Source organism: Bacillus sp. UMB0728, assembly GCF_002858875.1.
GTDB classification, from domain to species: Bacteria; Bacillota; Bacilli; order Bacillales; family Cytobacillaceae; genus Bacillus_AB; species Bacillus_AB infantis.
Window position 1 is genome coordinate 410,713 of sequence record NZ_PKLA01000003.1, and the last position, 25,450, is coordinate 436,162.

Below are 25,450 nucleotides of genomic sequence, written 5' to 3' on the forward strand. Positions count from 1 at the left end.
TAATAAAGCGTTTACATCCAAACAAGAACGTTTTGCCTCATTGACAGAAAATTGTTCGTCTTGTAAAATTATCAGAAAATTATTATAAAGCAGGTGGATTGGTATGTTTCAAATTCTTGTTGCAGATTCAATCAGCGGAGCAGGATTGCTTCCTCTCACTGAGATGGAGAATGCCCGGCTGATACAAAAAAAGACAGATGACCCTGAAGCAGATCTGGAAAATATAGATGCCCTTTTGGTCAGGAGCGCCACAACAGTGGACTGTGAACTGCTCCATAAAATGCCAAGACTCCAAATTATTGCAAGAGCTGGTGTCGGGGTCGACAATATTGACGTTGCTGAGGCTACTAAAAGAGGGATCGTGGTGGTCAATGCCCCTGATGGAAATACCATTTCCACTGCAGAGCACACTTTTGCAATGATGGCTTCTTTGATGAGGAATATCCCCCAGGCCCACCGGACCGTCAAAAATCTGGAATGGAACAGAAATAGCTTCATCGGGAATGAGCTATTCGGAAAGACACTGGGCATTGTCGGCATGGGCAGGATTGGTTCTGAGCTGGCCAAGCGCGCCAAGGCCTTTGGCATGTCCATTTCTGTTTATGATCCTTTCTTGACGAAAGAACGGGCTGCCAAGCTTGCCGTTGAAAGCCTTCCTCTTGAGGAAGTGCTGAAAAAAGCGGATATTATCACTGTCCATACTCCACTGACCCCTCAGACAAAGGGCCTGATTGACGCCCAAAAAATAGAATTGACCAAAAAAGGCGTTTATTTCCTTAATTGCGCCCGCGGCGGGATCATCAATGAAAAGGATCTTGCAGAATATATCAGGAACGGACATATTGCAGGTGCTGCCCTTGATGTTTTTGAAGAGGAGCCTCCCTTCGATAATCCGCTCCTCAGGTTTGACAATGTGATTGTAACCCCTCATCTCGGCGCTTCAACAAGGGAGGCACAGCTGAATGTCGCAACACAGGTAGCCGAGGAAGTCCGGCTTTTTCTGGAAAATAAGCCTGTCTCCAACAGCATCAATCTTCCGGCGATGTCGAAGGAGATCTATGATAAAATACAGCCTTTCCACCAGCTTTCCAAGCAAATCGGCCTGATTCTTTCACAGTGCGTGACTGAAGGGGTTCAGGAAATTTCCATCACCTATTCCGGGACTGTCACAGAGCTGGAAACTTCTTATCTGACAAAAGCCTTATTATCAGGTTTTTTCAAGAACCGCATAGATATTCACGTGAACGAAGTGAACGCGCTTTTAACTGCAAAAGAACGCGGCATAACAATCGGTGAAAAGATATCAGTGTCAGGATTCGGCTATGCGAACTGCATCTCCGTTGCAGCGAGAAACGATAAAAGCGAATTTATTGTCAGAGGGACATTCATTGAAAATTACGGGCCGCGCATCGTATTCCTGAATGGATTCAATATTGACTTCCTTCCCGAGGGAGAACTTCTTTATATTCAGCATATGGACCGTCCAGGGGTAATCGGGCGGGTAGGAAAAGTCCTGGGCGACCATTCCATCAATATCGCCGCCATGCAGGTAGGGCGGAAAGAGGCCGGCGGTGAAGCCATCATGGTTTTATCATTTGATAAGCCTCTTGGAGAAAGCTCGTTCAAATTGCTTGAAGGCCAGGAAGATATCGTTTCGATCAGGAATATATCTCTATAGCAGCACAAAAAGAAGAAGATGGCGGAAACCGCCATCTTCTTTTTCCTCTTCAGCCGATCGGATGCTCAACCCTTTCTCCCTTGGAAAAGGTCATGATTTTCTCATAACCCGCTTCTCTTGCCAGCAGGAGCGCCTGATCAAAATCGGCGCCTACATCCTTCGGAAAGTGGGCATCGGATGACAGGACAATCGGAATGTTTTTCTCATAGCATTTCCTTAAGAGCCTCGGATCCGGGTAAAGCTCCCCTACAGGCTTCCTCAGCCCGGCTGTACTGATTTCGACACAGGTTTTTGATTCAGCAAGGGCATTTACAGCCCTTTCATACTGCTCCAGCAGGAAGTCTTCATCCTGCGGTACATATTTAAATATTTTCACTAAATCGATATGGCCGATGATATCGAAGAGATTGGACTGGGCAAGGGTGACGACCTGGTCAAAATAGGCTCGGTATACTTCATACAGATCCCTTTTGTCCCATTCATGCCTGTATTCTGAAAGGTCAATCCCAAAATCCCCGATCCAATGGATAGACCCAATTATGTAATCAAAGTCATAGCCCGTGATAAACCGGCGCATTTCATCATGCTTTCCCGGGGTATAGTCCATTTCGATCGACATCTTCACATCAATGCCGCTGTTCCAGGCCTCCCTGAAAAGCGCAGTATAATCATTCATATCATAATAGCGCCTTTCATCTACCCATGGATTCCTCAGTATATCTGCAGTCTGATAGAAATGGTAGGCATGCTCGGAAATGCCGAAGTGGGCAATTCCTTTTTCCTCGGCTTTGTCTGTAAATTGTTTTAAATAATCAAGCGTCAAAGTGCCTTTTTCCAGGTGATTATGGTAATCGGTAAGCAAAGTATCCCCTCCCCAATTTTATTCATTATACTTCGGGAGAGGACAGGCTTCAATCTATTCTGTGAATTATCCGGCAGAAAGAATATCTCCGGGATGAATGATGTCATCTGCCAGACTGTTTGCTTTTTTAAGCTGTGATACTGTGGTCCCCAATTTGGCTGATATAGAATACAAAGTATATCCGGTTTTCACTTCATATACTGGTGCAGCTGCTTCTTTGCCCTTCTCATGGCTCCTGGAAGCAATCATCAGCTGCCGCAGCCTGAGCCTATGCTCACGCGCCTCGGCAGCGGGCACTGCTGGAGGCTTAAGAATGGAATTTTTCATTGTTTCACTGGCTGCTGTACCTTTCCTCCCGGCACTTTCGTCATTTCTGCCTGCAGCGGCGAAGGGCTGTCCATTATCATCTGCTAGCAGCAGGCTGGCCGTTTCAATAGTATTGGAACCTTCTGCAGGCTGCACTGAACTGACGGCCGAACCGATCTCAGTTTCTCCTAGTGCAAGGAATGGATCGACAGCGTTCTGCTTATCGTATGTCCATTCTGATATATGTACTTCGAAATGAAGATGGACACCAGAGGAATCCCCTGTATTGCCCATAGTGCCGATTGTCTGGCCCTGCAGCACCTTTTCCCCTTCTGCTGCCTTTCTCTCCTGGAGATGGGCATAAACGGTCTCAGTGCCATTCTGATGCTTAATAAATATTACATTCCCATAAGAATCAGAATAATAGGATCTGGTCACAATGCCCTCCTCTGCTGCATAAACCGGTGTACCGGGGGCTGAAGCGATATCAATTCCTTTGTGTGCTCCATTCCGGGTGCCAAAGCAATCTGACAGGACACCATCTGCCGGCCATTGCCAGCCTGAAGCAAACACTTCATCATGCAGTTCTGAAGCCTGCGGCTGCCTGCCGCCGATGAAAAGCAGGCTAATGAATACCAGCACAAGCCATGCTATTAAAAACCTTCTTATATAATCTCTCATATGATCCTCCTTGCCATTTCAGCTTTACTTTCCCACCGTATGACAGCATGTCCTATATTAGAACCTCCGTGTCCGGAAATCTTATTATTCCTGCACGATTTCCCGGGAGAAAACACAGCCATTATTATGCAATTACGGCAGGCGGGTTTATACATGAAAGAATATTAAGGTTATTTAGGAAAATGCAAAGGCAGGTGAAGCTATAGACCGTAATCTAAGGAGAAAATATATTTTGTTATTCTTCAAAAATAAAAACAGGGTTCAGCCTATGGGCCGATCCCTGTTCTATGCATATATTTTAAAATTATGGGAGCTGCCGCAAGTTCGGCGCTGCCGGAACATTCAATGCTTCCTGCAGCTGGAAGCTTCCTACTTCTTCAATCTCGGCATTATCCAGCTTTACTGTACTGTAATTGAATCCTTTGGCCATCAGAAGGATCGCTTCGATGGTATACGACGAAACAGCATTATCCTCAAGCTTAGTGCCTTCTTCCAGGGTCAGTGTGAGCTCACTGCCTTCGCCTTCGCCTTCGGACTCTGTTTCGCTTTTTATATTCATATCGCTTGGGATAGACGGCTCCAGCCCAAGCGTGTCTTTGTTCAGTTTCATTGCCTCGATTGCTTCCTGTATTGAGCCGTAGCTTTCTTCTCCAGGCACAAGGAATGGGGGAGATTGAGGATTAGTGTATAAAAAGTAATAAGCATGATTTCCTTTGTCATCTGCAACGGGAAGACTTTCTACCACTCCTGTGTGAGGGTATTCTACTCCTGGTTCTCCCTCTGTTGTCAAAAGGACTGATTTTGCATGAAGCGAATCAATATTATTCGTTAAAATACTGTTGAACAAGACTTCTTTAGCAGAGCCGTTTAAGTCTGCTTCCTTTGTCAGGTCTGCTGTCAAAGTTTCAGTTTCCTGATCATAATACAGCTCAGTTTCCGGGATCGGATAAGCTTCGCCCAGCCCCCATTCTTCCTCCGTCAGCTTTTCCATAGTTTCTTTATATAAATCAAATTCTGTCTTGCCTTCCTCCGGTGCAGCAAGGACGCTTACAGGCACTAGTGTCTGTATATTTGCATCAGGGATGGCATAGGTAAGGATCGTCTGCCCCTGAACATCTTCTTCATATAAAGCGGTCCGGTAGTCGCTTTCTTCTTCCGCAAAAGAAGCCAGCCCCGCTTTCCCGTCATCCTCCTGCACTTCTGTTTCTGACGGCTCTGCCTCAGAATCATTTTGGACCCCTGCCTCCCCTTCGCTGGTGTCTTCACTTTTTTGGGCAGTCTCATAGCTGTTTTCTTTTTGTTCAGAAGGTTCAATTCCTGAAGAAGCCTGGTCGCCTTTGTTTTCTGCCGCCTGATCTGCAGATTCCTGAAACTGCTGACCGGTCATGCCCGGAATCAGGATAAAGAGAAGAAGGACAGCCGCAGCAGCTGCCGCTGCAGGAATGACCCAGAATGTGCGTCTCCGCTTCCGCATCCGGCGGGATACATTCTGGTAGATTTCCTGTGGGGCCCGCTCATCCTGTATCTTTGGAAGCTGCCGGAGCAGCCTCTCAAACTGTTCATCGTTCCACTCTGATTTTTTCACCATCTCTTCCCTCCTTTATCAATAAAGTCTCCATATGGCCCTTCAATACCTTCAGAGCCCTATGCTGGGTTGTCTTTACCTTGCTTTCGGTCCAATGGAGGGCTTCGGCCGTTTCCGAAATAGACAGCTCCTGGATATATCTCATAATAATCACCATCTTCTGGTCGACTGTGCATAAGTCAAGGCAGCGGTAGATCATCTGGATTTCTTCGCGCTGCATAGCGATATCTTCCGGTACAGGGCTGTCGTCCCTGATCTGCTGCTCCGTCCAGTCGAACTTTTCCAGTATCCTCTGTTTCCAACCTTTCTGCTTCCGGAAAGAATCGATTGCAACATTACGGGCAATAGAGAATAACCAGGTTTTCTCGCTGCTTTTTCCTTCAAACCGGTCATAGGATTTAAGGACACGGATATATACTTCCTGCACCAGATCCTCGGCCAGCTCTTTGCTCTTCACCATATAAAATAGGAATTGAAAAACGTCCTGATGATAATTGGTATATAAGTCATCAAAAACGGAGTCCATAGGTCTTCCCTCCCCGTTCATAAATTAGTCGCAGTTTATGTACAAAAAGTTACATCTATAAATATAGTATTTCTCAGAAAAAAAAGGAAGGGACTTTTTGTGTATTCCCTTCCAGCTGCTTCCTCTTTTGATGAATGATGCTTTATATGGTGTATATGTTTCTTGTGAATCAAGAATAAACGGCATTTTCCTGTCTTTTATTCAATATTTCGAGGAATGACAAAGGAAAATGTCGTTCCCTGCTGCAGTTTGCTTTGTACAGAAATCTGCCCTTTGTGGGCGTCAATGATATTTTTTGCGATTGCAAGACCGAGACCTGTCCCTGACCTTCCTCTTGTCCTTGCTTTATCTGCCTTATAGAATCGTTCAAAAACAAACGGAAGATCCTCCTCCGGGATACCGGATCCGGAATCAGAAACCTCGACCATCAGGCCTTTTTCTTCTGACTTTACCGTTATTTTGACAGACCCGTCTTCAGGTGTGTGCCGGATGGCATTGTCAATCAGATTGGTCAGCACCTGTTCAATTCTGTCAGGATCAAAAACAAAATCATCTTCTGTTATGCTGAATTCGCTTTCGAGCTTGATAATCTTCTCTTTGGAAAGCCCTTGAAATTTCCTTGCAATCCTGCTGATATATGGCTTCAGTTCGACTCTGTCCAGGGTAAGCTGTATGTGGCCCGCTTCCATCCTTGCCAGGTCAAGCAGTTCATTGACCAGCCTGCCCATCCTAAGTGACTCGTCATAAATGACGCTTGCCATTTCCTTTTTCTCTTCATCTGTCCCTGCAATGTCATCCACAATCGCTTCACTGTACCCCTGCATCATGGCGATTGGCGTCCTGAGCTCATGGGAGACATTGGCAATAAAGTCTTTTCTCAGCTTATCCAGCTGCCTTTCCTCTGTCATATCACGCAGAACGGCAACCGCTCCGCGGATAAAAGTATTGTTATACAAAGGGCTGACGATGATGACCCAGATTCTTCCCTGGATCGGCATTTCGCCTATCTGCTCTTTTCCCGTATCGACGGCGCGCTGAAACAGCTTCATTACTTCTGAAGGGACTGCTTCAATATTCGTACTCTCTTCCCCCTGCTCATAATACCAGTTCTGGATGAAGCGCTCAGCAGGAGGGTTGGTGACAAGGATGGTCCCGTCGCGGCTGAAGGTGATCACACCGTCCGCCATTCCGCTCAATATACTTGCAAGCTGCTCTTTTTCCTGGCTCAGAGCATTGATATTGAATTTCAGCTGCCTGCCCATCTGATTAAAAGCGGTTGCCAGCTCTCCGATTTCATCATGGGTGAGAATAGGGACCTTCGTATCAAACTTGCCCTTCGCCACTTCAAAAGCCGCCTCCCTCATTTTTCGGAGCGGCGCTGTGATTCTTGTTGATAGGAAGAATGCAAAGATGGTGGTAAGGATAATGGCGATTCCTGCAGCAAGAATAATGAACTTAGTGGTTGATCTTGTCGTTTTCTGCATTTCTTCAAGAGACTGGTATATAAATACAGCTCCGGTGTCCCCATCGTCAACATACGGCACACCGATGATCAGGATGCGTGAATCCTCCTCAGAATTACCGCTGGCCGGGTATGGATATACCTTCTTGACTGACCGTCCGGAAAAAGCCTCGGCCAGCCCTTTATCTTCCATGAAGAATTCGCGGGGGAGCTCGATCGGCTCTCCTTTGTCAGGTGAATGGTAATACTCTTCATCGCTCTTGATGATAGCAATATTGGTCACGTCATCGACCAGTTCCCAGGAAATCTCCAGCCCCACATCAAGGTCATGCTCCTTGAGAATCACGGAGATCTTGTTGGCCGTTTTGGTCAGCCCTTTTTCAATCTCATTGATCTGGTTGTTCTCGAAAAACTCAAGAAGGAGTAACGTAAGGGTAAAAAGGACAAAGGCCACCAGAAAAATGATTGTGATCCAAAGCTTGCCTACTACACTGCGCCAAAACATCATTCATTAACAACCTCGAATTTGTAGCCGACGCCCCAGACCGTAACGATCATCCGCGCTGCCTGCTCAGATACTTTATTCAGCTTTTCCCTCAGCCTTTTCACATGTGTGTCAACTGTCCTTAAATCTCCGAAAAATTCATACTGCCAGACTTCCTTAAGCAGCTGCTCGCGGTCGAAAACCTTATCTGGAGATTTTGCAAGGAAATACAGGAGCTCATATTCCTTGGGAGTCAGGCTGACCTCTTTACCGTCTGCAATTACCCGGTGGGCATCATTATCGATGGTTAAATGCCGGAATACGATTACATCTTTTGCAGCAGTTTCAGTCTGCAGGTAGCTCGTCGTGCTGGACCGGCGCAGAAGTGCCTTTACCCGGAGGACAACCTCCCGCGGGCTGAACGGCTTGACGATATAATCATCTGTCCCTGCTTCAAAGCCCTGGACCCGGTTCACTTCCTCGCCCTTCGCTGTCAGCATGATGACAGGCGTCGCCTTTCTTTCCCTGAGCTCACGGCATACTTCGATCCCATCCTTGCCCGGCATCATCAAGTCCAGCAGGATAACATCATAATCAGTTTCAAAAGCCTTCTCCAGAGCCTCGCTGCCGTCACCGGCTTCTTCAATCACATAGTTCTCCCTCTCCAGGTACATCTTTAAAAGCCGCCTGATTCTTACCTCATCGTCCACTACCAGGATTTTGGTTTCTCTTTCCATATAAAATCCTCCTTTAATAGATCAGCTGCGAGGGGTCCCCTGGGCAGCCGGAATGCCGCAAATGTCTATATTTTAAAAAAAGCCTCCACATAGAAATCGTGAAGGCTTTATGGAATTATTGTCAGGATCCCGCGTATGAGTGCAGACCTGCAATGACAAGATTGACTGCAACCAGGTTAAACATAATGATGGCAAACCCGATGACTGCGAGCCATGCCGATTTTTCTCCATGCCAGCCCTTGGACAGCCGGAGATGAAGGAAAGCAGCGTAGAACAGGAATGTGACAAGCGCCCATACCTCTTTCGGGTCCCAGCCCCAGAATCTCGTCCAGGCAATTTGTGCCCAGATCATCGCAAAGATAAGCCCTCCCAGCGTAAATACCGGGAATCCTATCAAGACTGAACGGTATCCGATTTCATCCACAAGGTCCAGTTTGATGTTGCGGACCAGCGGCTGGATGCTTGCAGCAATCCTCTTGCGGAGGATTAGCCTGAGCAATCCGTAAAGGATGAGTCCTGCCCCGATCGACCATATGACAGTATTCAGTTTTTTAGCATTGATGATAGCCGGCATTTCCACAAGCGGCTCAAATCTGCCGTCAGTGGTAAGTGTTCCTTCATGAGGGCCCGTTATGGCAGGCATGGTGTATTCAAGTACTGATTCCTGGTCCCCTTTGTCTATCCATGTAAAGCTTGCTTTATAATCCGCCGCTGAGAAAATGGATGAGACCGCAATGAAACCTACAGTACAAATAAGTCCGAACATGACTGCTTCAAGCCAGAAGGTCCGTTTGCTGGATTTTGACTGGTCAACAGCCTTCACCAGATAGATCAGGCCTGCTGCAAAGCTGACTGAAAGAATCGCTTCGCCGATAGAAACAGTCGTTACATGGATATAAAGCCAATCACTCTGCAAAGCAGGGATGAGCGGCGAGATATCGCGCGGAAACATGCTGGCATAAGCGATGACAAGCAGCGCGACCGGCATGGTAAACACACCAAGCATCGGTGTTCTGTATAAAAAGTAAATGATGATGAATGCTCCAACAAGGGACATCCCGAAGAATGTCATAAATTCAAAAAGATTGCTCACAGGAGCATGGCCGGAGGCGACCCAGCGGGTAATAAAATAACCCAGCTGGGCTGCGAACCCGGCAATGGTCACGATAATGGCAATCTTTGCCCATCTGTTTGGAGACTTTTGGCCGGCGCCATGTTTTTTATCCCTTATGCTTCCGCCAAAAAATAATGTGGCAATTAAGTATAAAATAAAAGCAGTGTATAATAAATTTCCGCTCAGTGCTACCACAATTATTGCCCCTCCTTTTCTGATTTTTCCAGTTTATCAGTTTTATCATTTTCCATCTGGTCTTCAGGCACGCTGATGCCTGTATCTTCAAGGGCGAGCTCAATCTCCCTCTTCAGGCCATGCCAGTTCTTATTTGTATGGCCGGCAACCCACACTTCACCATCGAAGCGGCGCAGCCAGATACGGCGGTGGTTCCAGTAGGCGCCCTGGATGACGCCGATCATGAAGATCGCCCCTCCGAGAGCCAGTATCCAAAGAGTCAGATCCTTGCGCACTGTCAGGCCTGAAACATCCTTTGTCTCGACGCCCTGGAAGGCCAGTTTATATTCATTGTCCCCCATGGGCTCGATTGTCTGCTGAATGGCCACAAAGCTGACTTCACCGTCCGGCTTATCCGGTGTAAACATTTTGAAAACAAATGCCGGATTATTCGGGATGCGTGATTTGGTTGTCGGGTCTCCATTTTCATCGAATTCAAAGTCCGGGAAATAGCTGACAACTTCTACTGAATAGCCTTCATTCAGCTTATATTCAGTCTTGGGATCATACAGATCAACCGTCAAATCGCCGAATGTCTCCCCTGATTCTTTATTTGTCAGGGAAAATGACATTTTGTTCAGTTCGTTCAGCTTATAATCTACCTGATATAGTGCAAACGACTCGAACTTCAGCGGCTCATTAACCTTGATGCTATAATTCTTTACCTTTTCAAGGTCATGGGTTTCACCGGTAACGGTTTCACCCTGTTTCCGGTACAAGGTCACATCAGATTGATAATTCTTAGCGACGGTGCCTGCCCTGTCAATCGCATCATTAAAGACTTCTTTGTCAGTTTCTTTATCATAGACTTCTAGAGTGAATGCCTCATTGGAAAGATAATATTCTCCCTTTGTTTCAGGGATTACCTTCGTTTCGCCCTCCCTGATCCACAGCACTTTATCCACGTACATTCCGGGAACAAAGCGGAGCATGCCTCCAATCAGGAAAATGATCAGGCCGACATGGTTGACATAGGGGCCCCAGCGGGAGAAGCGGCCTTTTTCAGCAAGGACATTGCCGTTTTCTTCACGGATATTGTATTTTCTTGCCTTCAGCTTTTCCTTGATCACTTCATACTGCCCGTCAACATTATCAGTCTTTGAAATCCCAAAAAGCCTCTGGCGCTTTAAATAGCCTTCATGCCTTGTAACACGCTGGGTCTTTAAAGCCCGGTATAAAGGGACTGCCCGGTCAAGGCTGGCAATGACCAAAGAAACGCCGAGGGAAGCAATCAGGATTAAATACCACCATGAGCTGTAGAGATTATGGAAGCCAAGTTCATAATACAGCTTCCCGAACCATCCGTACTGGTCTTCATAATATTCGGCAGCAGGCATGGTCGGGGGGATATACATTTCCTGCGGGAGGATTGTCCCCATTGCCGATGCAATAAGGGTGAGTACGATGATCCACACGCCGACTTTGACAGAGGAAAAGAAATTCCAGATTTTGTCCACAAATGTCTTATTATAGGTTTGTGAGCGCCGCGCTGTCCCTTCATATCTCATATCGATCAGCTTTTTGTCTTTCGCCTGCTCCTCGAGCACCTTTCCGCAGGATTCACAAAGAATGGTCCCATGCGGATTGAGATGCCCGCATTCGCATTTAACTTCTTTCATCCTAAAAACTCCCTGTTACTTAGGTTGGATCTGCTCCATGAAGGTGCGGATCGTATCTTCTGTCAATTGGCCGGTATGGATCTTCACCACTTCGCCCTCCGGATTGATCAGGAATGTGGCGGGAAGGGGATCGATGGCGTAAGCATTCTGCACCTGACCATCCTTGTCATTGACAATCGGGAATGCGAGTCCATATCTTTCAGCAAACTTCTTGACGGCAAAATCAGATTCGCCTACATTTACAGCCAGCACCTGGACGCCCTCGTCCGTGAACTGTTTGTACTGGTTATTCATATAAGGCATTTCCTTTTCACAAGGCTTGCACCAGGTTCCCCAGAAGTTCAGGAAAACACCCTGTCCTTCATAATCTGAAAGCCTGTGCTTTTCCCCATCCATGTCCACCAAAGCAAAATCAGGGGCTTTTTCCCCGACTGCAACTTTTCTGATATCATCTTTCGTTATGCTTGCGTATAGAGTGTATGCAACGGCAGCACCCAGAACAAGCAAAATGACTGTTCTCATAACGAGACGCCGTTTTTTCATAAGTACCTCCCTGATGTTCATGCTGCTTCTTAGCCCTTGGATGGAGCTGCAGCACCCTGCAAGAATCCGCATACAATCCTTTGCGTGCAGGTATGAGCGCTCCCCCGGGCAACTGTCTATCATTATACCTTATTCATTATCGCACTGTTGTTAACAAAGCCTTCCAACTGTGAAACTTCTATGAATTTTTCTTTTTGCCGGCACTGCTCGCAAGAGTCCTGAGCTGTTTTACCTCATGGGCTGTAAGCTCCCTCGCATCACCTGCGCTCAATCCCTGCAGAGTAAGAAAGCCGTATCGCTCCCTTTTGAGCTTCATGACCGGGTGCCCGATGGCCTCCAGCATCCTTCTGACCTGGCGGTTCCTTCCTTCATGGATGACCAGTTCAACGATGGCTGTATTCTTTTGTTTGTCAATTGAAAGCACCTTGACTCTTGCCGGAGCTGTTTTGCCATCCTCCAGGCGGACACCCCTTTCAAGGCTTTTCAGTTTTTCCCTGGCTGGTATTCCTTTGATCTTCGCCACATATACCTTTTCCACTTCGTTTTTCGGATGCATGAGCAGATTGGCAAATTCTCCGTCATTGGTCATCAGCAGGAGGCCCGAAGTGTCGAAATCAAGCCTGCCGACAGGGTAGACCCTCTCCTTGATCTGAGGCAGGAGATCAGTTACGACCTTCCTTCCCTTTTCATCCGTCACACTTGAAATAACCCCTCTGGGCTTATACAGAAGGATATACACAGGCTCTTCCCTTTCAACCGGGATTCCGTCCACTTCCACCCTGTCTGAAGAAGAAACTTTCAGTCCAAGTTCTTTTACAACTTTCCCATTTACTTTTACATGTCCCTCTGCAATCAGCTGCTCCGCTTTTCGTCTCGATGCAACCCCTGCATGGGCAATCACTTTTTGAAGCCTTTCCATTTATGTCACCTCAATAAAATACTTATGGCAATCTTTTGTCCATCTAATGAATTATGACACAAACCGGCCTATTTTCAAAGCAGCCGATGTTAAAAGTATGCCGAAAGCGGAACAGGTCCTCCATGGAACCACAAAAAGGACGCCGTTTTTCGGCGCCCTTCCCTTTCTTATCCGAATACAAGCATGACAACTGCTATCGCTGCAATAAAGCCGACAAGGTCGGCCAGGAGGCCCACCTTCAGCGCATCCCCCATTTTTTTAATGCCTACAGCCCCAAAGTAGACTGTCAGCACATAAAAGGTCGTATCTGTGCTTCCCTGGAGCGTGGAGGCGAGCCTTCCGATAAAAGAATCCGGCCCATGGGCAGCAATCAGGTCACTTGTCATGCCAAGGGCCGCAGTGCCTGATATCGGCCTGATGATGGCGAGCGGGGCGATTTCGGGAGGGACCCCGACCGCTTCCATTGCCGGCCTGATAAAACCCATCATGAATTCAAGTGCCCCTGAAGCCCTGAAGACAGTAATGGCCACCAGCATCCCGACTAAAAAAGGGATGATGGAAACAGCAATCTTGATTCCTTCCTTGCCGCCATCCACAAAGCTCTCATATGTAGGGACTTTTTTATAAGTACCGTACAGCAGGATAAATCCAATCAGCACCGGGATAAACCATAATGAGATTAAAGAGACAATTTCCATTCGCGCTCATCCTTTACGGGTTCGTCTGTAATAAAAGTACCTGTCGATCAGGATTGCCCCGAGTGTTGAGCAAAAGGTGGCAATCAAGGTCGGCCCGACAATTTCAGTAGGAGAGGCAGAGTGATAGTTCATTCTGATGGCAATCACCGTTGTCGGGATGAGTGTCAGGCTTGAGGTATTGATGGCCAGGAAGGTGATCATCGACCTGCTCGCCTCGGTTTTTCCGCCATTCAGCGCTTTAAGCTGCTCCATTGCCTTTATTCCAAGTGGCGTGGCCGCATTGCCCAGCCCGAACATATTCGCCATCATATTCGATAAGATGTACCCCATTGCCGGGTGGTCCTTAGGAACATCAGGAAAAAGCCTTGTCACTACCGGCCTGAAAAGAAAAGCCAATTTTTTCAGCAGTCCTGCGTCTTCGGCAATCCTCATCATCCCCAGCCAGAAGACAAGGATGCTGATGAGCCCGATGCAAAGGGTGACCGCTTCTTTCGCCCCGCTGAAGACCGCTTCATTCACTTCAGCCATTGTGCCATTGAAAATGGCAAAAACAATCCCGATCACGGTCATCGCAACCCAAATAATATTAACCATCTGTTTTAACTCCAGCAATTGTCATAAAGATGCTCTTAAAGAAATCCAAAAAAGATTTTTCTTCTTTCTGGGGCTCTTTTTCATAGTAAATCGGCAGACTTTTCACTTGCTTGTTCTCAAAGTAAACAATGGCCCTTCCGACCACATCGGGAAAATCCTTATCTTCCTTCCAGCTTCCCGAAGGCTTCAGCATCTTATATTCGACACGGAAAAGGTCTTTTTCATTTTCAGAGGCAGGATAGCTGTAGTCTGTCTTCAAAAAGGCTTTTTTTTCATAGGCAGTATCCTCCAGCTCCCTGATCCCGCCTTGTTCAACAACTTTTTTGAGCGAATATTCCTTGAACCCGCTCTCATACATGCCGATATGGTCGTTCCAGTCATCCGGGCCATTCAGCGTAACCGCAATCAGGTCCAGACCATCCTTTGAGGCAGTGGTAACCAGCGTCCTTTTGGCACGTTTTGTATAACCTGTTTTTCCCCCTGTGCAATATTCATACATTTCGGTGAGGAGGCGGTTCTTATTTTTCCAGACTCTGTCCCAGCTTTCATTCGGGTTCGGCGCCCGATGCATTTTCGTCCCTGCTATTTTCCTGTATGTTTCATTGTTCATGGCATATCTGGTCAGGACTGCCATATCATACGCGGTAGAATAGTGTTCCTCATGGTCATCGAGCCCGTGCGGATTGGCAAAATGGGTATTTATCATGCCGATTTCTTCAGCTTTTTTGTTCATTAAGTATACAAACCCTTCAAGGCTTCCCCCGACATGTTCGGCAATTGCCACCGCCGAGTCATTCCCCGACCTGAGCATAAGTCCGTAAACCAGGTCCTCCAATAGAATTTTTTCTCCCGGCTGCAGATAAATAGATGATCCTTCAGCCCGTACAGCCTTTTCACTCACCTTGGCCTTTGTATCCAGCTTCCCGGATTCAATGGCAAGGATGGCTGTCATAATCTTCGTTATGCTTGCAATCCTTTTCTTCGTATAAGCATCCTTCTCATACAGGATCCTCCCGGTGCTTTGCTCCATCAGTATGGCGCTGCCTGAGCTGGCCGAATAGGCAGCTTGTACCTTTGCAGGCAGATTCGCTGCCAGGACAGCTGCTATGCAGGATAATAGCATCCATCTAAACAATCTGTTCATTCTCCAAAACCCCGTCTCCTAATATGTTTGTACAAGTTTATGCGAGTCGGGACAGCTTATGACTAAAAATGAAAAGCGGCGGGTGTCTCCATTCTTATAATCCATATATCGGCATCTCTGCCTTCCCAATAAAAAAAGGAATGGCTGCTGCCATCCCCATACCTCTAAAAAGGCTTCCATTTCAGCTGGCTTGCTTTTTGGAAGCGTTCCTCTGCATCTTTCCAGTTCACAATATTCCACCAGTTATTCACATAATCGGCGCGGTTATTTTTATACTGCAGATAGTAGGCATGCTCCCAGACATCAAGGGCAAGAATCGGGATCGTATCCCACTGGGTAAGCAGCATATGCCTTTCCGATTGAAGGATTTCAAGATGCCTTGAACGCGGTGACCAGACAAGGATTGCCCAGCCGACGCCTTCCACCTGTTTGGCAGCTTCAGAAAAATGCTTCTTGAACTGTTCAAAGCTTCCAAAATACTTTTCTATCTCTCCCAGCAGGGCACCAGATGGCTTCCCTCCCCCAGAGGGGCTCATATTATTCCAAAAAATAGTATGGAGGTAATGGCCGGAGCCATGGAATGCCAGCTCTCTCGACCAATGCTTAACAAGTTTAAAATCGCCATCTTGCCGTGCCTTTTTAAGCATTTCCTCAGCACGGTTCAGTCCATCAACATAAGACTGATGGTGCTTCGTGTGATGAAGCCTCATGATTTCTTCTGCTATATATGGTTCTAGGCTGTCATAGCCATATGGCAGCGGCGGAAGGGAATGGCCGCCTGCCGGAATAAAAGGTTCATTGATGTAAATATGGCCGACCGGCTGCCTTCTGGAAAAATACTGTTCAACATCGTTATGAAGTTCATCTACACGGGACTGGAGCGCATTCAGCTCCTCTATATCAAGCTGGCCGTCAAGCTTTTCAATCACTCCCGAGAATTTATCCAGTTTTACCCATAGTTCTGCGTCTTTCTCCACATCCTCCGATTCCAGGAATCTCTTCATTTCCTCATTCCAATTGAATACATCCTTGATATAATCGTGAAACTTGCTCATCCTTCCCCTCCTATCTGTCTTCCTCCTTTTCCAATGATATGTATGATGTTAAAATATTTGCTTATCCCAGGCGAAATTTGTACATGTCCACTTCCGGCGGCCTTCATAAATAGACAAAAGCGCAAGCGCCTTGACCACCCCCAATTAGCATAAGACGAACACCCCGAAAGGCATTCTTTCTTGTTGGGTGGTTTGGCATATGACCTCGGCTCAGCTGCTGGACGTGGATCAAGAAATGAAAATCATCCACAAGTCTTCCACTTTATAAATCCCTTAACTATAAAAAAAGCCGCCTTGTCGGCAGCCTTTGTTCTATTTGGATTGAATCATTTTTGTCCGGTAATCTGTTTCATAATATTCAAGCTCTTCCCGGATCCTTTGGAACTCACTCTCCAGGCTGTCAAAGATTCCCTTCATGCTTTCAGGGACCCCTCCCTGAAACTTAATGGAGTTTTTCCCGGTATAAGCGGAACGGCTGTTTTCGAACCATGCATCATTTTTCGGCGAGAAGAATTCGTCAATGCACTGATGATAAATACGGTAAAGCGTCTTTTCGGCCGCAGGCTTTGGGAAAGGCTCATTTTTCAGCAGTACACTGCAGGCATCAAGGCCTTCCTCACAGAAAACAAGCAACTTTCTCAGATTTCCCAAAACCATTTTATAATAATTCCGGTCTCCGTCCTTTTCCTTTATGAGGCCGGATAGTGTTGTTTCATTTAAATATGCTTCCAATTCTGAAACAGTATTTCCCAGGAATTTTTTCACTTCTTCTGTCTGCGATTTAACGATTGTGTTCGCCATTGTTACACCCCTTCAGATTGCAGGCTGATGCCATGCTTTTTCTTGCTTCGACCGGCTTGCCATCCTTGCCATTTCAGACGGCTTCCTGGCAGCCTCTTAATGTATTGGACTTCCTTATTTTGAATCCTGGCCAGGCTTCAGCAAGCAGCTTTCGTTAAGCTTGCTGATGATTGAAGAAATCAAGAGGCGAAGCGATTTGAAAACCTTTCTCCTCTTCTACGCCATTGAAAACCTCCCTTAATTTGCCGAAATCCAGTTTGTCAAAATAGGACTCAAATTCAGCTTTGTTATTTATGTATACTCTTTTTCTGTCCCGTAATCCCGTTTTTTTCAGCAAACACGCAAGCGCCACTAAATCCTTGAAAGCCACTTCCCTGCCGCCTGCCTTGAACACAGGGTCCGAGCCAAATGGCGTGAAGCTTTCCATGGATTCTTCGAAGTAGCGTATATATAGTACATGGAGGGTCTTCTCCTGCCCTTCCTCCATATACACCACCTCGCTCCTGTTGAAGAAATCCTCGGAAGTGTTCGGCATTTCTTTCTCCAATTCATACCCTTTGCACTGCTTTATAAACAATCCAGACACTCCCCGGCTCATGCACTGCTGTGGCAGCAGGCACAGCTAAATGATATAAAGCACGATGCTAACAGTGAGCTTCGGACAATCTAGCTATATTTTATCATATAGGCCGCAGGAATGTGTCAGAAAAATCAATTATCTAAGGTTTCCTGAAACTTTTCGAAAAATAAATCTGCCTCATCCCCTGCATATTCATCCTCATCATTTTCTGTCAACGGAGGAAGCTCGTCTATACTTTTTAAACCAAAGTAATCAAGAAATTCCTTTGTAGTGGCATATAAATAGGCCCTGCCCGCCCCTTCTGCCCTTCCGGCTTCTTTTATCAAAGCTTTGGCGGCCAATGTATGAAGCGGCCTCTCTGTTTTTACACCTCTGATTTCTTCTATTTCCACCCTTGTGATCGGCTGTTTGTATGCGATGATGGCAAGGGTTTCCAATGCTGCCTGTGACAGGGAGCCTGTCCCGGGGGTCTCCACCAATTTCTTAAGATAATCTGAGTTCTCCTTCTTTGTGACCAGCTGATAGGTGCCGGCAAATTGGGCCACTGTAATGCCTCTCGTGTAGTCATCCTCGCAGGACTGGATAAGCTCCTGCAAAATGGTTTCCGCCTGGCTTTCGTCCATCTCAAGCACCTCAGCGATCTGCTTCAAGGATAATCCTTCATCTCCTGCTGCAAAGAGCAGGCTCTCTGTTATCCCTTTCCAATTTACGATGTCCAAAACTTTTATTGATCCTCCTTTGCAGATACAAAAATCTCTGCAAAATTATGTTCCTGGTTCAGCTCGATTTGTTTCCTCTTCATCAGTTCCAGCACTGCGAGGAAACTGACGACAAGATGTTCCTTTTCATCGGAAGGAAACAAATCGTAAAAGCTTGTCTTCACCCTTGCCCGCTGAAGCTGATCAAGGATTTCATCCATCCGCTTCTCAATAGGTATTTCCTGCCTTGCCACCTTTGCGGTGACCGGCTTTTGGAGCTTCTTTCTCCGCATCAGCTTCTGGAATGCCCCAAGCACGTCATACAGCGACACATTCAAGTCTGCCTTTTCAGGCTGCACGTCTTTTGCATAATCCGATAAATCGCTTGGAGGTTTTGTAAACATCAGCCCGCGCTCCTGCTCTTTCGTTTTGAGCTCAGCTGCAGCTTCTTTATACTTCTTATATTCTACAAGTCTTTCAACAAGCTCATCACGGGGGTCTTCTTCCCCTTCCTCCATATCAAACTCATCCAGCTGCTCTTCCTCATGCTTTGGAAGGAGCATTTTGCTTTTAATGGCAAGCAGGGTCGCCGCCATGACAAGAAATTCACTCGCAACGTCAAGTTCGAGCTCTTTCATTGTATGTATATAAATAAGATACTGTTCAGTAATCTCTGCTACAGGAATATCGTAAATATCTATTTCAAGGCGATTAATTAAATGAAGAAGCAGGTCAAGAGGCCCTTCAAACGCGTCAATCTTCACATTATACTGCATATTTCCACCATAATTTCTAATTTTGAATTTTGCCTGATGCTGCGCCAAACACAGGCAGGTTCCCGGCTGTAAATGGCTATTACTAGTATAGAGGATTCCATTCTGATATCCAATAGAAAAATACAGACAAACTTCCAGAAAGCCGGGGAACGAAATTCCTTCTCTCCGAGCTTTTTTTCCAGGCGCCCATACGTTATGGCCCATTCCCGCATAAGATGAATTTGTAAAGAAAAACGCAGACTATATAGGAGGTATCGGTGATATGTCAGATGCAGGTGCAGGTTACGGTTACGGAGGCGGCTTCGCCCTAATAGTGGTATTGTTCATTCTGCTGATCATTGTGGGAGCATCATGGTGCTTCTAAAACTATAGACTGAAGGCCCGGCATGAGCCGGGCTTTCTTCTTGATTCATTTGTCCCCAGCACCGCTTCAAGCCGGAATATGATAAAATAAGTGCAAAATGTCAGTCACCAGGGCAAAAGGGAGGTCAATATGTATCCTGAAGAATATATACAGTATCTTGTCCATTTCCATGCAGACCGAGATTATTTCGAATGCCATGAAGTGCTTGAAGAATACTGGAAAGAAGCAGACCCGCGGAATAAGGACTCTGTTTGGGTAGGGCTCATTCTGTTCGCAGTTTCCGCCTATCATCATCGCCGCGGCAACTTCAAAGGCGCTGAACGGACGCTGCGGAAATCCCGATCTATTTTGGACAAGGTCCCCCTCCAGCTGAAGGAGCTTGGAATCAGCGCCCGGGAATTCACGCTGCTGATCAGCGGCAGATTGGAGGGAATTGCAAAAGGAGAACCTTACTCGAGTCCCTTCATTCCACTGGCTGATCATGAGCTTGCCAGCCTATGCATAAGAACGGCAGAATCCCTTGGCCTTGTCTGGGGGAGCCCAAGCGATCTTTCTGACAGAATGCTCATTCACCGGCATTCGATGAGAGACCGGACTGATGTCATCCTTGAGCGGAAAGCTGCATGGGACGCCCGCAATGATACCGAATAATAAAAGGCAGAGAACCAGGTTCTCTGCCTTTTCAGCATTCTTCATCCGTGCACTTGTCTACAAACGGTTCTGTATTTTCATTGCTGACGAGCTTCCTGTCAGGGTACAGATCCCTCAAAGCCTTGACCATTGCTTTTCCGATGCCCTGCTGGCGATGTGAAGGACTTACGGAAATATGCTGTATTTCCATTGCAGGGCCGTCCATGAAAGAAACCCCGATCAGCCCTGTTATATCATCCTGCTTCCATAGGAACAGCTGCCAGCCGTCGTCCGACTCATACTGCTTCATGGTCTGCTGCAGCCTTTTCAGATCCTTTTCATTTGGCATAAATGATAATAAGCCCATGGCAATCTTTTCGAATGTCTTTTTATATCGAATTAGCATAATTATCCCTCATTAAATAAAACATTTCCAAACTATCTTTTCCCAATAAGCCATTGTCTAAACTATATGGCGGCTAGTATATGATATGTAAGAAAGCATTTTTGTTGCAGGTTCCATTAATCATTACTATGATACAAAAATTTAAGCAGGACAGCAATCAAATCGAATCAGGATCCAGGCACAATGACCAGCCAATAGATGAATCCCCAAATCAGCCCGATGGCCAGGAAAAAAGAGAAAAGCAGCCAGTTATTTTTTTTCATCGTATACACTTGCCTCCAATCGCCAAACTCCTTTTTTATTCTACACTAAATGCGTTTTTTTATCTATCCCGCCGGGAAAATAGGGACTATTGGCTGCAGGGGGATGAATTTTTTCCGAAACTTTTATATCATTATGTACGTCTATTAATATAGAGTCCAGCCTGCGTATACAAGATTAGGAGGAACATTATGCTTAAACGATGCAAAAATATAATGCTGCTTGCCCTTGCTCTGATGCTGATTCTGCCAGCGGGAGCTTCAGCAGACATGGCCGAAGGAGATATGATCGTCACCCTTGGCGAAAACCTTTCCGAAGAACAGAAAAACGTCCTGCTTGCAGAGATGGAAGCGCCAAAGGACGCCATGACCATCACTGTCTCAAATGAAGAGGAACATCAATATCTGGGCAGCTATATCAGCAAAGCACTCATCGGCACAAGAGCCATTTCTTCTTCAGCGACAACGATCGCGAAATCCGGATCAGGACTTGAAGTTGAAACGAAGAACATCAACTGGGTAACAGACGAAATGTATATCAATGCTCTGATAACTGCTGGTGTAAAAGATGCTGAAATATATATAACCGCACCATCGCCTGTATCCGGGACAGCCGCCCTGACCGGAATTATAAAAGCATATGAGATCTCAGCAGATGAGACGATACCTGAAGAAGTCAAGCAGGCAGCAAATGAAGAAATGGTAGAAACGGCCAAGCTTGGCGATTCGGTCGGGAATGAGAATGCCGCTGCTCTAATAGCAAAAATCAAAGAAGAAATCAGCAAAAATAAACCTGCCACCGACGAAGAGCTCCAGAACATCATCGAAAACGCGGCAAAGGACCTTGGCATCACCCTGACAGATAAAGAAATGCAAAGCCTGATCGACCTGTTCAACAAACTGAAGGATCTGAACATTGACTGGAATCAGGTCGGAGATCAGCTTGATAAAGCAAAGGACAAAATCACCAAGTATCTTGAAAGTGAAGAAGGCCAGGGCTTCCTGGACAGCCTGAAACGCTTTTTCTCAAGTGCCATCGATGCTGTTAAAGCATTCTTCTCATAGTAAAATAGAGGTGCTTAACAGCACAGCTCAAAAAAGCAGCCGTCCGGCTGCTTTTTTCTAGTTCTTGATTTTCTCCTGAAGAGGCAGGTCAAGCCTGATCAAGTCTTCGAAGCTTTCTCGTTTGACGACAAGGCGCGCCTCTCCATTTTCTACGAATACAACCGGCGGCCGCGGGATTCGGTTATAGTTGTTGGCCATGGAATATCCGTAGGCTCCTGTACAAAATACAGCCAGAAGGTCTTCCCGCTCTGCTTTCGGCAAAGGCAGGTCCCATATCAGCATATCGCCTGACTCGCAGCATTTGCCGGCAATGGAGACCGTTTCTTCCGCTTTCTCCAGCGGCCGGTTGGCAAGCACAGCTTCGTATTTGGCCTGATAAAGGGCCGGACGGATATTATCGCTCATGCCTCCGTCCACCGCCAGGTAATGGCGGACATTCGGGACATCCTTTCTTGAGCCTGTCTTATAGAGTGTTGTCCCGGCATCGCCGACAAGCGAACGGCCTGGTTCAATCCAAATTTCCGGCATTTCCATCTGGTAGCTGCCGGCCAGCTTTTTCACTTCGCTGATGATTTCTTCGACATATTTTGAAGCCGCAATCGGCGCGTCTTCATCTGTATAGCGGATGCCAAAGCCTCCGCCCAGATTCAGCACAGCCGGTTCATAGGCAAGCTCTTTTTTCCAGATTGACAGTTTTTCAAATATTTTCTCGGCCGCAAGAATGAAGCCGGTCGTTTCAAAGATTTGTGATCCGATATGGCAGTGAATGCCGAGTGTTTCCAGCCATGGAGTTGATATGGCCTGCTTGAGCGCAGCTTCGGCCTGTCCATTTTGCAGATCAAAGCCGAATTTGGAATCCTCCTGCCCTGTCAGGATATAATCGTGGGTGTGCGCCTCGATTCCCGGTGTCACACGCAGCAGAATCTTGGTTTTCGTGTTTTTGTTTTCGCAAACTGACTTAAGCAGTTCCAGCTCATCGAAATTGTCTACAACGATGCATCCGACTCCATAGTGAAGAGCCATCTCCAGTTCTTCCCTGCTCTTATTATTGCCATGGAAGTGGATCCTTTCCACAGGGAATTCAGCCGCCAGAGCGGTATACAGCTCTCCTCCTGAAACCACATCAAGCGACAGGCCTTCTTCTTCAGCCAGCTGAATCATGGCAATGGATGAAAATGCTTTGCTCGCATAAGCAACCTGGGATTTCACCCCCAGTTCTTCGAATGTCTGCCTGAAGCCTCTTGCCCTTTCGCGAATCAGTGCCACATCATATACATAAACCGGTGTCCCGAATTGCTTTGCCAATTCAACGGTATCCATTCCGCCGATTTCCAAATGAGATTGTCCATTTACTCTTGCTGTCCCATGAAAAAACATGCTTACTCCCTCATTCCCTCTATACTGTTACTCTTATTATAGACTGCCGCGGCCGCTTTTTTACAGCCCCGAATAATTCCATGCTATATAAAATAGACAGTCCCCGTTTCTGAACTGTCTATTTCAGCTTCTTTAGTCCTTTATTTAGTTAAAAACTTACCATAATTGCCGGAAAACTGCAATTGATATTAGCATAATATTCAATTTTTAGCCGGCTGTTTGAAGCGGTTTTTCGCATGGACGATGCTTGGCCTGATCTTAGACCCCGGGACAGACCTTCTGATCAGGATCTGCAGAAATGCTTTCGGGCTGAAAGGCAGCAGCGGCCATAAATATGGCGTGTTCAGCGACCTGATGCTTGCCAGGAGGAGGATGAACACTGTTATGCTGATAATGAAGCCCGGTGTATGGAAGAGTGCCACGGCAATCAGCATGGCAAGTCTTGCCATCTTATTGGCTATACTGAGTTCATAGCTTGGGGTTGAAAACGTTCCTATTGAAGCAACAGCCACATAGAGAATGACCTCCGGCACAAACAGCCCGACATCGATGGCAATTTGTCCGATCAGGACGGCTGCTATCAATCCCATTGCCGTTGAAAGAGGTGTGGGCGTATGGATGGCAGCAATCCTCAGGAACTCAATGCCAATATCCGCCAGGAAGATTTGTATGACAATAGGTATATTTGTCTTCTCATTCGGGCCGATGAACTTGATGGCATCCGGCAGCAATTGCGGCTCCAGAGTAAATAAGAACCATAATGGCAGCAGGAATAGTGAGGCGAGCACTCCGATGAAGCGGATCCAGCGGATGAATGTGCCGACTGCCGGCGACTGTCTGTATTCCTCAGCATGCTGCAGATGGTGGAAAAAGGTTGTCGGCGTGATGATCACACTTGGCGACGTATCAACGAAAATCAGGACATGCCCTTCCAGCAGATGGGTTGCACCGACATCGGCCCTTTCTGTATAACGGACGAGCGGATATGGATTATAGCCTTGCTTTAAGAGAAATTCTTCAACCGTTTTATCCGCCATTGTCAGTCCGTCGATATCAATCGATTGAATTTCCTGCCTGACCACTTCAATCAGATCTGTACTGGCGACATCCTTAATATAAGCAATCGCTATATCGGTTTTGGAGCGCTCCCCTATCCGCATGATTTCAAAGCGGAGCCGCTCATCCCTGATCCGCCTTCTGGTCAGGGCGGTATTAACAATAATATTTTCTACATATCCATCCCTTGACCCCCGCACAACTTTCTCTGTATCGGGCTCCTCCGGTGTTCTGCCGGGATAGCTTCTGACATCGACAACAAGTCCCGTCGTCTCCCCTTCAACCAGTATAACAATCAGGCCGGACAGCACCTGGTCAACCAGTTCGTCCATTGTTTCAATCGGCTGCACCGACTGATTGACAATGCGGTTTTTCACGATATTGAAAACGTTTGAGGACAGTTTCTCGTGATCATTGATTTCCACGAGCTCTTCAAGGATTTGGGTGATAAAAGAAGTATCGCATAATCCATTTACATAATAAATCTGGATTTCTTTCTTCAGGATCTGCAGCTTCCTGACACCCAGGTCAAAGCTGACGCCAAGCCCGATGCGCTCTTTCATGAAGTCTTCGTTTCTGCCGGGTGATTCTGAAATAGAGGTTTTGTTTTTCTTTTTAGTTTCCGCCATAAAATCCGCTCCTTTCCAGAATGAGTTCCACTGCCTTTTTGGTGATGGGAGAGCCTTTTTCATAATGATCTCTTCGTGACATCTTGCCGATATCGCCGATTCCGACAATCAGCGGGACATCCAATTCGTCGAGGCAGTAGACTGTATCCCCGTTCATTTTTCCAATTTCCATTTCAGGGACACCAAGCTTGTCAACACCATACGGAGTAAGCTCACCGTACCTGTCGACACATACATCCACATGCGTCCATTCCGCCTGCCTTGTTTTTGAAGCAACTGCTATTACACCGAGCACCTCAATGTCTTCATGCCTTGCCACATATTTAAGGGCCGTTTCACCAAGCCCTTCGCCGACATAGCCGGAGTCATCAAACATGACAAGTATAGGGTCATTGGGGGCTTTCTTGATCATCTTCACGATATCAGTTCCTGACAAAACAGATGGATTCCCGTGGGACATAGAGATGCATCTGCCGCCAATATCCTTCGCTACATGCTCGGCAGTCCTTCTTGCATACTCATCGCCATCTGTAATCAGTATGACTTTCCTGCGTTCATCCATTGCTT

The 25,450-nt window shown here is 46.7% G+C and carries 26 protein-coding genes; 4 read left to right on the top strand and 22 right to left on the bottom strand.

Features of this window, described 5'->3' with window-relative positions; translation table 11 throughout:
* Positions 1–103 precede the first annotated feature (103 nt).
* Complete coding sequence (gene serA / locus CYJ37_RS13095; RefSeq protein ID WP_101550206.1) at positions 104–1,678, top strand: phosphoglycerate dehydrogenase; 1,575 nt, start codon at positions 104–106, stop codon at positions 1,676–1,678.
* Positions 1,679–1,727: 49 nt separating this feature from the next.
* Here serA and CYJ37_RS13100 read toward each other — a convergent pair whose 3' ends face one another.
* The 18 genes from CYJ37_RS13100 to CYJ37_RS13185 form a co-directional block, all read right to left on the bottom strand.
* Positions 1,728–2,540, bottom strand: a complete 813-nt coding sequence (locus CYJ37_RS13100) for a histidinol-phosphatase (protein WP_009794794.1) — start codon at positions 2,538–2,540, stop codon at positions 1,728–1,730.
* 66 nt (positions 2,541–2,606) lie between these two features.
* Positions 2,607–3,527, bottom strand: coding sequence for a peptidoglycan DD-metalloendopeptidase family protein (locus CYJ37_RS13105; RefSeq protein ID WP_101550207.1), 921 nt, complete (start codon positions 3,525–3,527; stop codon positions 2,607–2,609).
* A 304-nt stretch (positions 3,528–3,831) separates the two neighbouring features.
* Positions 3,832–5,115, bottom strand: a complete 1,284-nt coding sequence (locus tag CYJ37_RS13110; protein WP_101550210.1) for a hypothetical protein — start codon at positions 5,113–5,115, stop codon at positions 3,832–3,834.
* Positions 5,087–5,638, bottom strand: coding sequence for an RNA polymerase sigma factor SigX (gene sigX / locus CYJ37_RS13115; protein WP_022544150.1), 552 nt, complete (start codon positions 5,636–5,638; stop codon positions 5,087–5,089). Before sigX ends, CYJ37_RS13110 begins: the two co-directional genes overlap by 29 nt.
* A 197-nt stretch (positions 5,639–5,835) precedes the next feature.
* Complete coding sequence (locus tag CYJ37_RS13120; protein WP_101550212.1) at positions 5,836–7,608, bottom strand: ATP-binding protein; 1,773 nt, start codon at positions 7,606–7,608, stop codon at positions 5,836–5,838.
* Positions 7,605–8,321, bottom strand: coding sequence for a response regulator transcription factor (locus CYJ37_RS13125; RefSeq protein WP_009794788.1), 717 nt, complete (start codon positions 8,319–8,321; stop codon positions 7,605–7,607). Before CYJ37_RS13125 ends, CYJ37_RS13120 begins: the two co-directional genes overlap by 4 nt.
* Before the next feature lie 121 nt (positions 8,322–8,442).
* The gene (gene ccsB / locus CYJ37_RS13130) at positions 8,443–9,630 is read right to left on the bottom strand and encodes a c-type cytochrome biogenesis protein CcsB (RefSeq protein WP_009794787.1); all 1,188 of its coding nucleotides are present in this window, start codon (positions 9,628–9,630) and stop codon (positions 8,443–8,445) included.
* 2 nt (positions 9,631–9,632) lie between these two features.
* Entirely contained in the window at positions 9,633–11,288 is a 1,656-nt protein-coding gene (resB, locus tag CYJ37_RS13135; RefSeq protein ID WP_009794786.1) for a cytochrome c biogenesis protein ResB, read from the bottom strand.
* Positions 11,289–11,303: 15 nt separating this feature from the next.
* Positions 11,304–11,831, bottom strand: a complete 528-nt coding sequence (gene resA, locus CYJ37_RS13140) for a thiol-disulfide oxidoreductase ResA (RefSeq protein ID WP_022544151.1) — start codon at positions 11,829–11,831, stop codon at positions 11,304–11,306.
* Positions 11,832–12,009: 178 nt separating this feature from the next.
* Positions 12,010–12,750, bottom strand: coding sequence for a pseudouridine synthase (locus tag CYJ37_RS13145; protein ID WP_022544152.1), 741 nt, complete (start codon positions 12,748–12,750; stop codon positions 12,010–12,012).
* 167 nt (positions 12,751–12,917) lie between these two features.
* Positions 12,918–13,448: a spore maturation protein gene (locus CYJ37_RS13150; protein WP_009794782.1), complete on the bottom strand. Its 531-nt coding sequence runs from the start codon at positions 13,446–13,448 to the stop codon at positions 12,918–12,920.
* 6 nt (positions 13,449–13,454) lie between these two features.
* Positions 13,455–14,042 (bottom strand): nucleoside recognition domain-containing protein, encoded by a 588-nt coding sequence (locus CYJ37_RS13155; RefSeq protein ID WP_009794781.1) that lies wholly within the window; start codon positions 14,040–14,042, stop codon positions 13,455–13,457.
* Complete coding sequence (locus tag CYJ37_RS13160) at positions 14,035–15,186, bottom strand: D-alanyl-D-alanine carboxypeptidase family protein (protein WP_050767313.1); 1,152 nt, start codon at positions 15,184–15,186, stop codon at positions 14,035–14,037. Before CYJ37_RS13160 ends, CYJ37_RS13155 begins: the two co-directional genes overlap by 8 nt.
* A gap of 164 nt (positions 15,187–15,350) precedes the next feature.
* Positions 15,351–16,241: a superoxide dismutase gene (locus tag CYJ37_RS13165; protein ID WP_009794778.1), complete on the bottom strand. Its 891-nt coding sequence runs from the start codon at positions 16,239–16,241 to the stop codon at positions 15,351–15,353.
* A 312-nt stretch (positions 16,242–16,553) separates the two neighbouring features.
* Positions 16,554–17,042, bottom strand: a complete 489-nt coding sequence (locus CYJ37_RS13170; protein ID WP_009794776.1) for a YpuI family protein — start codon at positions 17,040–17,042, stop codon at positions 16,554–16,556.
* A 154-nt stretch (positions 17,043–17,196) separates the two neighbouring features.
* Positions 17,197–17,640, bottom strand: a complete 444-nt coding sequence (locus tag CYJ37_RS13175) for a hypothetical protein (protein ID WP_101550214.1) — start codon at positions 17,638–17,640, stop codon at positions 17,197–17,199.
* A 113-nt stretch (positions 17,641–17,753) separates the two neighbouring features.
* Complete coding sequence (gene scpB / locus CYJ37_RS13180) at positions 17,754–18,341, bottom strand: SMC-Scp complex subunit ScpB (RefSeq protein ID WP_009794773.1); 588 nt, start codon at positions 18,339–18,341, stop codon at positions 17,754–17,756.
* A 5-nt stretch (positions 18,342–18,346) separates the two neighbouring features.
* On the bottom strand, positions 18,347–19,096 hold the full coding sequence (locus CYJ37_RS13185; RefSeq protein WP_009794772.1) for a segregation/condensation protein A: 750 nt from the start codon (positions 19,094–19,096) through the stop codon (positions 18,347–18,349).
* A gap of 262 nt (positions 19,097–19,358) precedes the next feature.
* On the opposite strand from CYJ37_RS13185, the gene CYJ37_RS13190 reads away from it, so the two are divergent.
* Both CYJ37_RS13190 and CYJ37_RS13195 read left to right on the top strand, forming a co-directional pair.
* Entirely contained in the window at positions 19,359–19,460 is a 102-nt protein-coding gene (locus CYJ37_RS13190) for a YjcZ family sporulation protein (RefSeq protein WP_022544155.1), read from the top strand.
* A gap of 129 nt (positions 19,461–19,589) precedes the next feature.
* Positions 19,590–20,111: a DUF309 domain-containing protein gene (locus CYJ37_RS13195; RefSeq protein WP_022544156.1), complete on the top strand. Its 522-nt coding sequence runs from the start codon at positions 19,590–19,592 to the stop codon at positions 20,109–20,111.
* Positions 20,112–20,142: 31 nt separating this feature from the next.
* Here the strand turns inward: CYJ37_RS13195 and CYJ37_RS13200 are convergent, their stop codons facing one another.
* Positions 20,143–20,496 (bottom strand): GNAT family N-acetyltransferase, encoded by a 354-nt coding sequence (locus CYJ37_RS13200; protein ID WP_009794769.1) that lies wholly within the window; start codon positions 20,494–20,496, stop codon positions 20,143–20,145.
* A gap of 452 nt (positions 20,497–20,948) precedes the next feature.
* On the opposite strand from CYJ37_RS13200, the gene CYJ37_RS13205 reads away from it, so the two are divergent.
* Positions 20,949–21,821 carry a DUF1002 domain-containing protein gene (locus CYJ37_RS13205; protein ID WP_022544157.1) on the top strand — a complete coding sequence of 291 codons (873 nt, stop codon included), beginning with the start codon at positions 20,949–20,951 and terminating at the stop codon, positions 21,819–21,821.
* A 57-nt stretch (positions 21,822–21,878) separates the two neighbouring features.
* Here the strand turns inward: CYJ37_RS13205 and lysA are convergent, their stop codons facing one another.
* The 3 genes from lysA to CYJ37_RS13220 form a co-directional block, all read right to left on the bottom strand.
* The gene (gene lysA / locus CYJ37_RS13210) at positions 21,879–23,198 is read right to left on the bottom strand and encodes a diaminopimelate decarboxylase (RefSeq protein WP_009794766.1); all 1,320 of its coding nucleotides are present in this window, start codon (positions 23,196–23,198) and stop codon (positions 21,879–21,881) included.
* Between the two features lie 200 nt (positions 23,199–23,398).
* Positions 23,399–24,883 (bottom strand): spore germination protein, encoded by a 1,485-nt coding sequence (locus tag CYJ37_RS13215; RefSeq protein WP_009794765.1) that lies wholly within the window; start codon positions 24,881–24,883, stop codon positions 23,399–23,401.
* The gene (locus tag CYJ37_RS13220; protein WP_101550216.1) at positions 24,870–25,445 is read right to left on the bottom strand and encodes a stage V sporulation protein AE; all 576 of its coding nucleotides are present in this window, start codon (positions 25,443–25,445) and stop codon (positions 24,870–24,872) included. Before CYJ37_RS13220 ends, CYJ37_RS13215 begins: the two co-directional genes overlap by 14 nt.
* Between the last annotated feature and the right edge of the window lie 5 nt (positions 25,446–25,450).